This window comes from Ulvibacter antarcticus (assembly GCF_003688405.1).
GTDB lineage: Bacteria > Bacteroidota > Bacteroidia > Flavobacteriales > Flavobacteriaceae > Ulvibacter > Ulvibacter antarcticus.
Map to the genome: position 1 here is coordinate 1 of NZ_REFC01000016.1, position 15,875 is coordinate 15,875.

At 37.3% G+C, this 15,875-nt stretch carries 6 protein-coding genes; 1 reads left to right on the forward strand and 5 read right to left on the reverse strand.

Features of this window, described 5'->3' with window-relative positions; translation table 11 throughout:
* The coding region (locus tag BXY75_RS15670; RefSeq protein ID WP_170152912.1) for an Ig-like domain-containing protein at positions 1 to 8,183 on the reverse strand (8,183 nt) is incomplete at its 3' end.
* Positions 8,184 to 8,748: 565 nt separating this feature from the next.
* Between BXY75_RS15670 and BXY75_RS15675 the strand changes: the two genes are divergently transcribed.
* The gene (locus BXY75_RS15675; RefSeq protein ID WP_121908732.1) at positions 8,749 to 10,353 is read left to right on the forward strand and encodes a peptide chain release factor 3; all 1,605 of its coding nucleotides are present in this window, start codon (positions 8,749 to 8,751) and stop codon (positions 10,351 to 10,353) included.
* A 73-nt stretch (positions 10,354 to 10,426) separates the two neighbouring features.
* On the opposite strand, the gene BXY75_RS15680 is transcribed toward BXY75_RS15675, so the two are convergent.
* The 4 genes from BXY75_RS15680 to BXY75_RS15695 all read right to left on the reverse strand — a co-directional run bounded on the left by BXY75_RS15680 (position 10,427) and on the right by BXY75_RS15695 (position 15,721).
* A complete protein-coding gene (locus BXY75_RS15680) occupies positions 10,427 to 12,433 on the reverse strand; it encodes a T9SS type A sorting domain-containing protein (RefSeq protein WP_121908733.1) in 2,007 nt (668 codons plus the stop codon).
* A gap of 350 nt (positions 12,434 to 12,783) precedes the next feature.
* Positions 12,784 to 13,488: a hypothetical protein gene (locus BXY75_RS15685; protein ID WP_147437298.1), complete on the reverse strand. Its 705-nt coding sequence runs from the start codon at positions 13,486 to 13,488 to the stop codon at positions 12,784 to 12,786.
* A gap of 50 nt (positions 13,489 to 13,538) precedes the next feature.
* Positions 13,539 to 14,672: an Ig-like domain-containing protein gene (locus BXY75_RS15690; RefSeq protein ID WP_121908735.1), complete on the reverse strand. Its 1,134-nt coding sequence runs from the start codon at positions 14,670 to 14,672 to the stop codon at positions 13,539 to 13,541.
* Positions 14,673 to 15,397: 725 nt separating this feature from the next.
* Positions 15,398 to 15,721 carry a DUF3467 domain-containing protein gene (locus BXY75_RS15695; RefSeq protein ID WP_121908736.1) on the reverse strand — a complete coding sequence of 108 codons (324 nt, stop codon included), beginning with the start codon at positions 15,719 to 15,721 and terminating at the stop codon, positions 15,398 to 15,400.
* Between the last annotated feature and the right edge of the window lie 154 nt (positions 15,722 to 15,875).

Sequence of the window (15,875 nt, forward strand, 5' to 3'; positions counted from 1 at the left end):
ACCTGAATGGTTACCGTAGCGGTATCACATAATTGTGGTGTTCCATCATCACAGATCGTATATTCAAAAGTATCCTCCCCTTCAAATCCTGGGTTTGGAGTATAAGTATACGTTCCATCAGGGTTCATCACTACCGTACCATTGGCCGGTTGAGTGTTCGCTGTTACTACGATTGGATCGCCATCAGGATCAAAGTCATTCGAAAGCACGGTTCCACTTACAGGCACCCCTACTTCTGTAGTATTGGTATCTGCATTGGCCACTGGTGGCTCATTGGCTGGGCTTCCTAATGGTTGGATCTCGATGTATACTGTTGCAGTATCACATGCTATTGGATTACCTGCATCACAAATCTGATATACAAAAGTATCTTCTCCTACAAAATCAAGGTTCGGAGTATAGGTATACGTACCATCAGCATTCAGTGTCAAAGTACCATTTGAAGGTCCTGTCACTAAAGTAAACACTTCCGTTCCAGCTGGACCGTCAGGGTTCTGATCGTTGGTACTTACATCACCATCCACAGGGATGTTGACAAAGGTATTGTTGATATCGTCGATTGCTAGAATACAATTTGTTAGAATTGTTACATCAATTGTTGCTGTACAACCATTTGCATCTAAAACATTAACAGGATGTACTCCTATTGTTAAGTTATCAAATGTCCCAGAGGCCTGATAAGCTCCACCATCTATATTATATAGGTATGGCGTTGTTCCTCCAGAAGCAGCTACTGTTACAGATCCTGTACCAGTACATACTATATCCGTTTGTGAAACTATTGTTAATTCAACACCTGCAGTAGGTTGCGTAATTGTTGCACTATTTGTAGCAACACATCCTCTTGCATCAGTGATTGTTACAGAATAAGTTCCTGCAACCAGATTGAATAAATCTTCAGTAGTTTCACCGTTTGGTGCCCAAACAAAAGTATAAGGAGCTGTTCCTCCAGATACAGTAAGATCTAATGACCCTGTAGTGTTTCCGAAGCAATCCACATTAGTAACAGCAATACCAGAACTTAAAATATTTGGTTCGTTAACAGTAGTAGTCGCATCCGAAGTACATAAAGTAACCGTATCGGTAACTGTTACTGTGTATGCCCCACCTGAAAGTCCTGTAATTACAGCAGTGGTTGCACCATTACTCCATAAATATGTAAATGATCCTGAACCTCCTGTTACAGTTGCTGTAGCTGTTCCATCACTATCTCCATTACATGTTACCGGAGTTGAAGCAGCAAATGCCATCAAGTCTAGACATGTTCCTGGATTAACAGTAACTGTTGCAGTCGCTGTACATCCATTTGCATCTGTCACTGTAACTGAATACGTTCCAGCACTAAGACCTGTAATTGTTTGTGTAGTTTCACCACCCGGACTCCATACATATGTATAAGGAGGAGTTCCACCAGAAGGATTCGCTGTTGCAGTTCCGTCTCCTGTGGTTGGACCACTTTCATCAGTGGCAGTTGCAGTAACGTTTAATGCATTTGTTGGTTCGGTAATTGTCACACTTTGTTCAACCGGAGAACATACAGTTCCGTCGATAGTAACACTTACAGTGTATACGCCTGCCGCCAATCCTGATGTTGTACTTGTTGTTACGCCAGCATCAACTTGAGCAGGAACAGTGTTCCAAGTAAATGTAAATGTTGCGCCAGGGTTAGCAATTGAACTTGCACTAACAGTAGCACTACCTGTAGTATCTCCTGTACAAAGAACATCTGTCTTACTGTCTATTACAACAATAGCATCACAAGTGTTTGAACAATCTATGACTACTCCTTGAGTTAATACACAACCATTTGAGTCGGTTACAGTTACTGAATGAGTTCCTGCAGGTAAATTAGTCGCAGTTGCGGTAGTTTGACCACCAGCACTTGCACTCCATAAATATGTATATCCGGGTGTACCACCACTTACTGTAGCGGTAGCTTCACCATCAGTACATCCTTGTCCTGTAGTCGCGTTTTCTTTTGTGATAACAATGCTTAATGCATTTGCAGGTTCTGCTACAACTACATTGCTTGCAGAAATTGTACATCCATTAGCATCAGTTACGTTGACAGTATATGTACCAGCAACAATATTTGATAGATCTTCTGTTGTAGCACCATTGCTCCATGCATAAGAATAAGGTGGTGTTCCACCTCCAACTGTTACATCAATTGCACCAGTTGCATCTCCGTTACATAATACATCAGTAACAACAGTAGATATTGTTAATCCTGAAGAAGGCTGAAGTACGGTTGCAGAATTAGTTGCAACACATCCTCTTGCATCAGTGATTGTTACAGAATAAGTTCCTGCAACCAGATTGAATAAATCTTCAGTAGTTTCTCCGTTTGGTGCCCATACGAAAGTATAAGGTGCCGTTCCTCCTGTTACTGTTAAGTCTAATGATCCGGAATTATTTCCGAAGCAGTTTACATTAGTAATCGCAATACCAGAACTTAAAATATTTGGCTCGCCTACAGTAATGGTAGCTTGTGAAGTACATAAAGTAATTGTATCAGTTACTGTTACCGTGTAAGATCCACCTGAAAGTCCTGTAATTACAGCAGTGGTTGCACCATTACTCCATGAATAAGTAAATGATCCTGAACCTCCTGTTACAGTTGCTGTAGCTGTTCCATCACTATCTCCATTACATGTTACCGGAGTTGAAGCAGCAAATGCCATCAAGTCTAGACATGTTCCTGGATTAACAGTAACTGTTGCAGTCGCTGTACATCCATTTGCATCTGTCACTGTAACTGAATACGTTCCAGCACTAAGACCTGTAATTGTTTGTGTAGTTTCACCACCCGGACTCCATACATATGTATAAGGAGGAGTTCCACCAGAAGGATTCGCTGTTGCAGTTCCGTCTCCTGTGGTTGGACCACTTTCATCAGTGGCAGTTGCAGTAACGTTTAATGCATTTGTTGGTTCGGTAATTGTCACACTTTGTTCAACCGGAGAACATACAGTTCCGTCGATGGTAACACTTACAGTGTATACGCCTGCCGCCAATCCTGATGTTGTACTTGTTGTTACGCCAGCATCAACTTGAGCAGGAACAGTGTTCCAAGTAAATGTAAATGTTGCGCCAGGGTTAGCAATTGAACTTGCACTAACAGTAGCACTACCTGTAGTATCTCCTGTACAAAGAACATCTGTCTTACTGTCTATTACAACAATAGCATCACAAGTGTTTGAACAATCTATGACTACTCCTTGAGTTAATACACAACCATTTGAGTCGGTTACAGTTACTGAATGAGTTCCTGCAGGTAAATTAGTCGCAGTTGCGGTAGTTTGACCACCAGCACTTGCACTCCATAAATATGTATATCCGGGTGTACCACCACTTACTGTAGCGGTAGCTTCACCATCAGTACATCCTTGTCCTGTAGTCGCGTTTTCTTTTGTGATAACAATGCTTAATGCATTTGCAGGTTCTGCTACAACTACATTGCTTGCAGAAATTGTACACCCATTAGAATCAGTTACGTTGACAGTATATGTACCAGCAACAATATTTGATAGATCTTCTGTTGTAGTACCATTGCTCCATACATAAGAATAAGGTGGTGTTCCACCTCCAACTGTTACATCAATTGCACCAGTTGCATCACCATTACATAATACATCAGTTACGACAGTTGATATTGTTAATCCTGAAGAAGGCTGAAGTACGGTTGCAGAATTAGTTGCAACACATCCTCTAGCGTCAGTGATTGTTACAGAATATGTTCCTGCAACCAGATTAAATAAATCTTCAGTAGTTTCTCCGTTTGGTGCCCATACGAAAGTATAAGGTGCCGTTCCTCCTGTTACTGTTAAGTCTAATGATCCGGAATTATTTCCGAAGCAGTTTACATTAGTAATCGCAATACCAGAAGATAATACGCCCGGTTGGTTTACAGTTGCAGTTGAAGTTGTTGTACAAAGAGTAACACTATCAGTTACTGTAACAGTATAAACACCAGCAGTTAATCCGGTGATAGATTGTGTTGTTTGTCCTCCAGGACTCCAAGAATATGTAAATGTTCCAGAACCTCCGGTAACCCCTACTGTAGCTGTACCATCGCTATTCCCATTACAAGAAACAGGTGTTGCAGAAGCTGTAGCGGCTAAATTCATACAAGTTCCCGGGTTTACAGTTGTACTAGCAGTAGCTGTACATCCATTTGCATCGGTAACCGTTACTGTATAAACACCAGCACTAAGTCCGGTAATTGTTTGTGTTGTTTGTCCGCCAGGGCTCCAAGAATAAGTATATGGAGGCGTTCCACCAGATGGATTTGCAGTTGCAGTTCCGTCGCCTGTGGTAGGACCGTTTTCATCGGTTGAAGTAGCAGTAACATTTAAAGCATTTGAAGGCTCTGTAATTGTTACACTTTGCTCAACAGGCAGACACACAGTTCCATCTATTGTTACACTCACCGTATAAACACCGGCACCTATATTATTTAAGGTACTTGTTGTTACACCAGCAAATATATCTCCAGTATTCCAAGTAAAGGTAAATGTCGCGCCAGGGTTTGCAACAGAACTAGCACTTACTGTAGCGCTTCCTGTTAATTCCCCTGCACATAATACATTTGTAGTACTATCTACTGTGACAACAGCGTCACAATTATTTATACAATCAATAACAACACCTTGTTCTAAGATACAGTCATTAGCGTCAGTTACGACAACCGTATGAGTTCCAGCAGGAAGGTTCGTGGCGGTTTGAGTTGTCTGACTACCTGCAGATGCACTCCATAGGTAAGTAAATGGTGGAGTTCCTCCGGAAGGAGTAGCTGTTGCCTGTCCATTTAAACAACCTTGCGATTGAGTTGCATTTACTTTTGTAATAATAATGCTTATCGCTTCCGGTTCATTTAAGGTTACCGTAATTGAAGCTGTATTCCCTAAAGCATCTGTAACAGTTACAGTGTAAGAACCTGCAGTTAAGCCTGTAAATTCTGGGCTAGCTTGAGGTGTTCCACCGTTTAATGAGTATTGCAATGGAGCTAAACCTCCTGTTGCCGCTACTGTAATTGAACCAGTCGCGTCTCCGTTACATAAAATATCTACTTTATTATCTAATGTTAACTCTAGTTCTTCATAACAATCTCCATCTACATTTACACCACTAGCAATTACCCAAGATTGACCATTAACTGTTTGACCGTTTTGTCCATTTCTAGAATCTACTGTAAGCGTCACGGTCGTTGCTGCACCAGGCACAGCATTTAATGTAATTACTGGAATTGCCAAACAACAAGTACCTCCCGGTAAACTTGCGTCAGGTCCGTAAATAAATAGGTCTTGAGAAACACCTCCAGCTTCTGCTGTTAGTTTTAGGTATCTACCATCGTCGGTTAATTCCGAAATTGGCATTTCAACTTCAAGATTACGTGGTCCTGTAAATGCAGGAATAGTAATTTGAATTGTTTGTATATCATTATAACCACTTCGGCTTGTAAACACTCCTGAACTAGAAGAAGCTAATGGCTGATTTCTGAAAGCGTATACTACAACAGATTGCAATTTACAACTTAAGCTACTAGTAGTATTATAGGTAACAGAACTTGTTGTACCATTAATTAGTCCTCTGTACACCCATATATTTGAACTTCCACCTACGGGTACTGATCGCAACAAAGTTCGAGCAGTTCCATTAGAATCAGTAAACGTTAATGATTGCCCTGGGTTACTTCCTTTATAAACAATTTCAACTACATATTCATAAATACTAGATGGGTTAGGTAAACTCACTACTGTACTTGTATTACAGTTTGCGTTATAACCATACTCGTCAACAATCTTATCGTCCCCGCACTCAAAATTCCATCCTGTTGGGGAATTAACACCATCCACGAAATCATTTCCGCAGGTAGACATTAAATTAATGGTACGACTAATTAAATTATCATTCGCTCCATCGACATCAGAAATTGAGATATAACCAGGAAGATCTGTTTCATTAATTGAATAATCAACATTTACTAATGCTTCAGGAATTGTTGCAACTACCTTATAATTACCATTACTATCTGTTGTAGTAGAAACGGCACTTCCGTCTGTTCCTGTTACATTAATTGGAACTCCAACTAACGGATCTCCACCTTCATCACTAACATTTCCGCAGATAACAGGATAGGTAATTAAAACAGATTCCGGATTAGTATAGTTAGCACTATCCATATCCAGAGAATAATAGCGATCACTATCACCATCAATTTTCCCTATTTTATAGGTAAATCCAGTTTTGTTCTCATAATAATTACTAAAAGTCCACTTAGGATCCAAAGAAATATCACCTCCCGGTGCAACTTGTACTGTTCTAGCTTCTCCTCTTATATAATTAGCACCTCTAGAAATATCTATATTTGTATTTGCTGAAAGAAAATAGGCATCACCTAAGTCAACTTCCGCATACTCTCTTGTTTCTTGTTGATCACCATCTATATCTAGAGGCGTTCCGAAGAAAGAGATAAGCACTTCGTCACCATAATTTCCACCACCTGAGACGAACGTAATGCTAAATTCAACACTTTGATCGTTACTATTTGTACTATTTATTCTTGGCTGAAACGCTTCTGGTAAACCTGAAGATGTTACATCAATATCAAGAAGAGATGCACCACCATTAAACGCTTCAATTTTTACAAGTGCATCTAATGTAGTTCCGTAAGGGTTTCCTGGAAATACATTTGAAAAACGATACACAGCTCCAACTTGTAGGTTGTTACCTGCAATTTTAACAGGATTTACAAAATTTGAATTTTCATAAAAAGGAGCACAGGTACAATCTCTAGCGATTGGCGTGCTCACAATACTTAACTTATAATCTTCAACTTCACCGTCGGGAGCTTCCGAATAGCTCGGGGGAAGGTTTTTCAATGTAGAATATCTGAATCTGGAATAAGTTACACCCAAAGTTGCATTTGCCGGAACAGTAATATTCAAATTAATATTTCCTCCGGAAGGTATAACGTCATCGGCAACTTGTTCGTTCGAATCGAAATCACCATCGCCATTCCAATCTATCCATGCATTTAAAACAGCACCACTTCCGTTCGTTTTTACTGTAAGAGTATAAGATTGTCCGACGTTTAATTGCTTATTATCCAAAAAGTCTCCGTCCAACTTCACTCCATCTTCATCATCGATTCCTGTAGAATCATCTCCAAAACCTCCATTAATAGTAGAAAAAGGATCTTCAGAATCCGGCGCAACGTTTCCTAAATACCTTGTAATAGGAGTAGATAAAAGCACTGGCAATTGATGTGCTGCCCAACCATATGAAGCAGGAATATCTCCACCATCGTCCCTAACACCAACATTCCCCATCACAGCTTCAACATCTGAGCTACCTCCAAGTTGAGCGACTGGGGTTAGCTGCCCGTTAAGTAGATTAACCTCTAAAAGTCTTCTGCTCCCAGAAATACCATTATAACTCTCATCCTCCGTATATAATTTACCATCTGCGGCAAAACTAATTCCTTCACCATCTATTGAAGTTGAAGTTGAAAAAGCAAAGGTTGTAGTTGCATTAGTTACATTTATGGTATAGAATTTTGCCAAGTCATCTTCCTGTACATAAAAATTTCCGGAAGCCGGATCCCACGCAATTCCATCTACTCTACCAATTGCTCCATTAATTGTCTTCGGAAAACCGGCGTATGCAGCCCAGCTATTATTAGGATTAAACGCAAATAATTTTTCACCACCAACTCCATCATCTCCGGATTGCTGAACAATCACAAACAATATCTCATCACCAGTATTATTATTCAGGTAAAAGTCAACACCTTGAGCTCTTCCCGTAAACATATTATCTACAATTTTTGTAGAGACTCCTGTTGAAGGATTTAATCGATACAAATCATGATCGTCATCGAATGCATAAATCATTCTATCTGTTGCTCTAAATCCTGCACCTTCTCCATCGAATGTTCTATCACAAGAAACTATCGTTGGATTTGGAAGCGGGCTAACGTTAGGATTTGGCGCTACCGCATATAAATCATTGCTATTATCCGGCAGGGCATAAAGGAAAGGTAATCCCCTATTGCTATTTGGAACTATTGTTGGCAATGGAGCTTGTCCATACACAAACACAGATGAGAACATAAGTACAATTGCACTTAAATAATATATAATTCTCTTATGCAGGGTTGAGTAAGTAATGTTATGCATACGTTCTAAATTTTATTATTTTTTTATGGGATTTAAATCCCAAACTGATTCATTTTCAGACTATCGCTAACAAATATACGTAGGAAAAAGTGTTAACCATTTACAAATAAATAACTATTAGCCGAACCGTAAATATAATCGTTGAACTACTCAAAAAACATCATTTTACAAGATTTTTTTGTAGGAATAGTATGTACGTAGTTATACGTAGTAGTCAAGTTTTTATGGGTTTAAAAGGTATTATCTTTGTGGGAATAAACTATTTGATTAAAAATTCATAAAGAATTATTTAGAAGTTAAAAAAATCACAAATTATGTGAATTTCTGATTAAAATTTTCTTAAAATTGCAAATTTTTAAAGTAAGAATTTTTGTATATTTTGTGATCATATTTAGATACATTTTTGTGTCTATAAATTTGGATTGCCCGTAAAAGCTTGATTATAAATCTTACTTATCTTTAATTCTTCATATCTGTGTTTTCTGAATAAATATTCGATATTCGGCGAATTACTTCTTAATCACTATAACACATAGTATATTTGCCACTTATTTTACATCGCTTTATGATATTGAAAAAAGAAATTGAACGCAGAAGAACATTTGGAATTATTTCACATCCGGATGCAGGAAAAACTACGTTGACAGAAAAGCTCCTACTCTTCGGGGGCGCCATCCAAGAAGCGGGTGCGGTGAAAAGCAATAAAATCAAAAAAGGAGCTACGAGTGACTTTATGGAAATAGAAAGACAGAGAGGTATCTCGGTAGCTACCTCTGTTTTGGCTTTTGAATACAATGGTATTAAGATTAATATTCTAGACACACCTGGTCACAAGGATTTCGCTGAAGACACTTTTAGAACATTAACGGCAGTTGATAGTGTTATCGTTGTAATTGACGTGGCAAAAGGAGTTGAAGAGCAAACTGAAAAACTAGTAGAGGTTTGTCGTATGCGAAATATTCCTATGATTGTTTTTATCAATAAGCTTGATAGAGAGGGGAAGGATGCTTTTGAATTATTAGACGAGATCGAACAAAAATTAAACCTAAGAGTTACACCTTTAAGTTTTCCAATCGGGATGGGATATGACTTCAAAGGAATTTATAATATATGGGAGAAAAATTTAAATCTTTTCAGTGGAGATAGTCGGAAAAACATAGAGGAAACTATCGAAATAGCCGATTTACAAAGTCCGGAACTAGATAAGCTTATTGGTAATAAGGCTTCCGAAGTATTAAGAGAAGAACTTGAATTGATTCATGAAGTATATCCAGATTTTAGTAATAAAGAATATTTGGAAGGGAAACTCCAGCCTGTATTTTTCGGTTCTGCTCTGAATAACTTTGGTGTACGGGAACTGTTGGATTGCTTCGTAGAGATTGCCCCTACACCAAGACCTAAAGAAAGTGATACTCGACTAGTGAAACCCAATGAAAAGGAATTTTCAGGATTTGTGTTTAAAATTCATGCCAATATGGATCCTAAACATAGAGATAGACTGGCTTTCATTAAGATAGTTTCGGGCACTTTTGAACGCAACAAGCCATATTTACATGTTCGCCACAATAAAAATTTGAAATTTTCAAGTCCGAATGCTTTTTTTGCTGAAAAGAAACAAATCGTTGATATCTCATATCCCGGAGATATTGTTGGACTTCACGATACCGGAAATTTTAAAATTGGAGATACTTTAACTGAAGGAGAAGTAATGCAATATAAAGGCATTCCAAGTTTTTCACCCGAACATTTTAAGTATATCAACAATGCCGATCCATTGAAGAGTAAGCAACTTGAGAAAGGTGTAGATCAACTTATGGATGAAGGAGTAGCTCAATTGTTCACTCTAGAACTTAATGGTAGAAAGGTGATTGGAACTGTTGGTGCACTTCAATTTGAAGTTATTCAATATCGCCTGGAACACGAATATGGCGCTACCTGTCGCTATGAAAACCTGAACGTACACAAAGCTTGTTGGGTAGAAGCTAAAGACCCGAAAAGTGCTGAATTTGCCGACTTTAAACGAGTAAAATCAAAGTTTTTGGCCAAGGATAAAAGAGGTCAATTAGTATTCTTTGCAGATTCTGCATTTACATTGCAAATGACACAGTCGAAATACCCGAATGTGAAGCTTCATTTCGTGAGTGAATTTGAAAAAACAGTTAAAGTCTAATCGCTTTTTCTTCTGAAACGATAAAAGGTCGTTAATTGCTTAACGACCTTTTTTTATCTATTTATAAATCAGTTTAGTTTTTTATCACTTTTAAAACTCTAACTTGATCCTCCATTTCTACTTGCACCAGATAAAATCCCGGTTGTAGTTCTTCTCCAATATTATAAGTTTTGTTCGAGCTAATTGTGCGACTCAAAACTTTTTCATTTGAAATTGTAAACACACTCACTTTAATGTTGTTAGAATCGTTTGCGGATTTAACGTAAATATTAAATGAACTTTTCGTTGGGTTTGGATACGCAATCACAGGATTGTCTTCTCCAACCAATGGGTTTGCAAATGGATCAAAAGTGCAAACATGTCCATCTCTGTCAACATGACCAATTACTGTGTAAACACCGGCATAGGTAACACCTAAAATATCCTTAGAACAAGAAGTATGAATTTCTCCTAGATTCTGTCCATCGTAAATTTCAAAACTCTTTTCTAATTTATCTTCTCCCGGAGCTGTATTAACAGTGTAAGTACCGTCGCCATTATCTGTTACAATTCCAGAATTGGTTGTTAAATTAGCACCAGAACCAGCAGCATAATCAATTGTTAACTGTGTCATTCCTCCACTACAATCGCATTCGGTATTTACGGGGCAAGTTTCAACTGTAGACACGTTATTTTCAGTGTCAATATAACCAAGTACAGTAAAGCTTGCACCATAGGTATTACCTAATACATCTTGTGAACATGAGGTATGAACTTGACCTATAGTATTTCCATCGGTAATTTCAAAATTCTTTTCAAGTTTATCCTCTCCTGGAGCAGTATTAACTGTGTAAGTGCCATCTCCATTGTCGGTTACAATTCCAGAATTTGTAGTTAAGTTAACTCCAGCTCCTCCCGCATAATCAAATGTTAATTGTGTCATTCCCCCTTTACATTCGCATTCACCACCTGTTGGTTCCGGGAAAATTACCGGACAAGGAGAACATAAATTTCCAAATTCCCAATTTACCCAATCCTGACCATTAATTTTCCAGGCACTAAAGAAACCAATCATTGAAGTAGGGTTTCCATTTTTACCTTTTGCATGAATCTGATGATTATTAGCATATATGTTTGCAATAACGGTAGAACCTTGGTCGATTTCAACGTTGTGGTCTGAATAAACCTCCACGTTCATGCCAGTTGGGTTAAACTGAGTATCCTGATGTAATTTTAAACCATTGTTGCTTAAGATTACATTCGTACAACCAGTGAACTCGACAATAGATTCTTTTTCTAATTTAATTTCTCTGGCAAAAAGATTATCAGTATCTATTATTAATTTAGCGTTCTTCTTTACTTGAATCTTTCTATAAATATGACCTGAAATTGTGACTGTCTCACCAGAATTTACCTTCACATCATTTTTTGCGTCAGAATAAGGGTTATAAACAAACTCAGGAAGATCCATTTCAGCCGGAGAATTTATAACATCATCTGCATAGCTTGTATTATCGATTGTGATATCATCTGCCTGTACAAAACTAAATACATTTGTATTCTGTTTTAATTCTATTTTACCGTCAGAGTTAGTCGCTCCTACTGCTCCACTTAGCACATTGTTGAACTTATGCAATTTCACATCTTTTTGCCCTAGTATGGTGAAGCCGGAAAATGGCGTCCCAATAGGATCTAATTCTGTTACTTCAATCTCATCGTAAATAATTGCACCCGTATCTAAAATCGTAACCGTTACTGAATATGTTCCGTTTTCTGTAATTAAAATAGACGAACCAGTTTCACCCGTAGACCATAGGTAAGTTACATTACCCACTACTTCAATAGATAAGACTCCAGTTTGACCTTGACAATCATTTCCAATGATGGTTAATACGATTTCAGGACCATCTCCTAGTGCTTCGGAAGAAAAATCCACATTGGATAATAAAGTTTCCGATATCATATTCGCAAATACGCGATTGTTATCATTAGTTGCTTCTGAGGCTAAGGAAAACGTAAAGAAAATCAGAAGAAAAAAGGGTGAGAATAATTTGAAAAAACCACAATTCTCTGTTGTGATTTTTTTTGTAGAGTTTTTCATAATACGAGAGATTAATAATTGGACATTCTGTTAGTTAATGTCCTATTAAGTTAATCAATAGTTCTTAAAAAAATAAACTCAAAGCTTTTTTTTCGTTGAAATTTCAGTTTATAAGTTAAACAGCTTACAAAAAATTCCTTCGACATAATGGATCACCACAAATGACTTCAGAAATAATAATTTGCATAAAGCGAAAGTAACATTTAATTATAACGAAAAATTCAAATCATTTTAAGAGAAGAAATGTAATTTGCATTATGATTCACACCTTTTAGGTTGCAGAATATGAGGTTAAATTTTGTGATGAATTTGATAAATTTATACTACGAAACAAGACCTTAAATTGAGAGTTACAAATATATCGCCTGAATATCAAGTCTATCAGTGTCGCCAAATTTTACACTAAACGCGGCATCGGGCGTTAAATCACCTCCATATACCGCTCCATTAAGATGAACACTATAGGTTCCCGGCGCTAATGTAATAGTAACCGACCTTGAGTTGTATACAAATCCAGTGGCTGTATCACAATTCCAATTTGAGTATACAGAACTTGTCATACCATATGATTTTGTGGTATTTGGAGTAGTTCCGTTGCCTAAATAAAAATAGTTGTGGGCAATTTTCGCTCTACCGTCATCCAAATTAATCGTTCCATCATAACTTTTGAAGTCCATAGAAACGTAAAATGTAATTACCACTAAGGCTCTTTGGGTTAATGTAAAATTCGATTTGTATAATTCATCAGCATTTAAACCTGAATTTGCCGTTGTTTGCACTACCACGGGAGATGACATACTAGATTCGGAGGTAAGTTGTCCGGATAATTCACCCAAGGTGAGGTCTCCTTTATCATCAACCATTACATTGTACTTATTGGTACCTCCAAAATTTTCAGTATTATTTGTACTATTCAAACCATCAATACGAATGGTGCTGCCATTTCCTGCAATATGTAACTCCTTTTTAGGATCTGAAGTTCCTATACCTACTTGAGCCGAACTCATATAAACACTGAATAAACATATAATGCAAAGAGTAATTTTTGACTTCATAATTAGATATTTTTGTGGTAGTATTATTTTCAATTTGGTTTTTTTTCTTTCTAATTTTGTAATAATGGTCCATCAGCATTTCCGGAGAAACAGTCGCAATCTTCTTCATATTCCAGAGTAACTGTTGCTGAGTCACATACTCCGGTATTTGGTGCCGGAAGGCAAATCTCGTATTCAAAAACTACATCGCCAGAAAAACCGGGAGTTGGTCTGTAAACATAGCTTCCATCCGGATTGAAAGTAAATGATTGTCCAGCAGGTGTAGGACCTGATATTACTGTAATTGTTGATCCTACTGGTATATTTGATGTACCACCAACGGTACCTTCATATTCCTTATCAATACAACCGGTTTCAATTTTGGGAACAGCATATTGCTGTAAAATAAAAAGCTTTCCATCACCATGATCTCTTGTCGCAGCAGTTAAATCAACCCTGGTTATTACAGATCCAACAGGCGCCAGATCGTTTAATGTGAATAATGCTATTCCTATGGTTCCATTGTTTTCTAATACTCTACCTGAATTCCAGTAATCTACATCTACTGGAGGTGCATTAAATAAAGGTCCCCATTGATCGGCAGGGTTTTCCCTAACAAAAGTATCTCCAAGAAATTGTTCCGGACCACCACCAACCGGTGTTCCGTATACAGAAATATAGTAGCAGTTATTTGCGTTACGTTCGGTAATTGCAATTAAACCTCCATCATTTGAAGGAATCCCCGGGCTATAAAACAATGATTGTATTTGAGAATCTGTAGTGGCAATCGCTGAAAAGTCACCACAAATATCCCGGCCATTAGGATTTGCGAGGAAATAATGATTTAAATTCTTGTCCTGGAAAGCTGCGAGTGCTTTCACGGGCCAATTAGCATTTGCGCTATTATTACTTCTATAAGTACCATTCTCTATTATTTTATTGGGATTGTGTCCATCTGGCCCAAGACGTGTCATTGCATAAGTAGACGGTGCCGCAAAAGCGCTGTAAATTTCTCCATTAATGGTAACAGAGCTTATTGTAGCTGGATTATTAGGGTTAGCTTGTGTATCTTCCCATTGAAAAGTTACACCAGTTCGAACCGAAGTAGCTTGAGCAACTATTTTGTTTTGTATTAGTAAACAAACCAGAAGCGACACTATTAAGTATGATCCTCTTTTCTGTTTTGTAGGTATAGAAAATATCATATTATCAATTTGGGGTTATCGGTAAAAATTGAGATTTAATAACTAAACTTTTACTTCTACGAACAAAGATAATAGGTAAGTAGGTTTTTTCTTACTTATTAATTTGACTATTCGATATACAGCTTTTTAAATCGACTAACTGCGTTAAAAATTGAATTTAGGCGTTTACTTTAACATGTCTTTTCCGACATAATCGATGAAACGCACGTCAAAAGACATAGACAAACAGCTCTTTGTTGTAAAAAACATAAAACTAAACATCTAGAAGACTTACAATTAAATACTTTTAATCCGATTTATTTGCTTTTAATCTTATAAAATAAAAATCAAGCAACAAGATTACTTCCGTGAGAAATTATCGGTTAAGAAGATAAAGGAAATGTGTATGAAATAATTGTTAGAAAAAACTTAGGAAACAAATCGAAACATTAATTGCAAATTACTCGATTCTTGAACATGCTGTGGGAGTCAATAATTTAAAAGAAGGAAAAGAAGAAATCTATCCACCAATAGTCATGAATAAAGACCTGTAAAGTATAAAACATCCTTCAATGAATTCTTAGATAAGAATATTTTAAAAGTTCCTTAAAATTGATCTGAGAGCCTCAACTTTATTGAAGGTATTATTAATTCTTATACAATATCAAAAAATTCATCAATATTGCTTATACCTCGGAAATAGCATAAAAAAAGCCTCGCATTTGCAAGGCTTTTTTTTTTATGTTTTAAGCTTCCCCGGTTGGACCAAAATTTATTGGCATCGGAGCCTGTTGGTAATCCTTGATTTCTCCATGGGCATTTTCAAAACGCTTTACATTTTCATTCAAGGCTTTTAAAAACCTCTTAGCATGTTGCGGAGTTAAAATAATTCTAGACTTCACTTTGCTTTTTGGAATTCCAGGCATAATCGCTACAAAGTCAACCACAAATTCAGATTGTGAATGATTAATGATAGCTAGATTACTATAGATCCCCTGAGCCACAGCTTCGTCCATCTCAATATTAATCTGACCCTGTTGTGGTTTTTTATTGTCTTTTTGATCTGCCATAATTATTTCCCGCGAAGGCGGGAATCTTTTTTTGAGCCAAACTTTTGAATATCTGGCCTTTAATTAAACATTCTATTAAAATACAAAAATCCCGTGCAGTTGTCACGGGATTTTTCTTATTACTTCAAAGATCCCAACTTGCGTCGGGATAAGT